The sequence below is a fragment of the Pseudomonas sp. DE0010 genome (assembly GCF_007680745.1).
GTDB classification, from domain to species: domain Bacteria; phylum Pseudomonadota; class Gammaproteobacteria; order Pseudomonadales; family Pseudomonadaceae; genus Aquipseudomonas; species Aquipseudomonas parafulva_B.
Genome location: NZ_VEJQ01000053.1, coordinates 1 through 863, shown reverse-complemented (window position 1 = coordinate 863; position 863 = coordinate 1). Strand labels below are relative to the sequence as shown.

The following is an 863-nucleotide window of genomic DNA, read 5'->3' as shown; positions in this document are numbered from 1 at the left end:
CCACGCTCAACGTCGTCACGCTTGGTACCACGCAGCAGAACGCCGCAGTTCTCGCCAGCACGACCTTCGTCCAGCAGCTTGCGGAACATCTCAACACCGGTGCAGGTGGTGGTGGTGGTGTCACGCAGACCAACGATTTCCAGCGGATCCTGAACGCGGACGATACCACGCTCGATACGGCCGGTCACAACGGTACCACGACCCGAGATCGAGAACACGTCTTCGATCGGCATCAGGAAAGGCTGGTCGATGGCACGAACTGGCTCAGGGATGTAGGAATCCAGAGTCTCTACCAGCTTCTTGACAGCGGTAGTGCCCATTTCGTTGTCGTCTTTGCCTTCCAGCGCCATACGAGCCGAACCGATGATGATCGGGGTGTCGTCGCCTGGGAAGTCGTAGGTGGACAGCAGGTCGCGAACTTCCATCTCGACCAGTTCCAGCAGCTCAGCGTCGTCTACCAGGTCAGCCTTGTTCAGGAAGACCACGATGTACGGAACGCCAACCTGACGGGACAGCAGGATGTGCTCACGGGTTTGTGGCATCGGACCATCGGCGGCCGAGCAAACCAGGATCGCGCCGTCCATCTGGGCAGCACCGGTGATCATGTTCTTCACGTAGTCAGCGTGACCTGGGCAGTCAACGTGAGCGTAGTGACGAATGGTCGAGTTGTACTCAACGTGAGCGGTGTTGATGGTGATACCGCGCGCTTTTTCTTCCGGAGCCGAGTCGATCTTGTCGAACTCAACGACTGCCGAACCGAATACTTCGGAGCAGACGCGAGTCAGAGCTGCGGTCAGAGTGGTCTTACCGTGGTCAACGTGGCCGATAGTGCCGACGTTAACGTGGGGAAGGGAACGATCAAA

At 58.3% G+C, this 863-nt stretch carries 1 protein-coding gene; it reads right to left on the bottom strand.

Annotated elements, in window-relative coordinates; genetic code table 11:
- Window positions 1-863, bottom strand: an 863-nt coding sequence (locus FS767_RS21560; protein ID WP_144968144.1) for an elongation factor Tu, incomplete at both ends; no start/stop codon positions are given.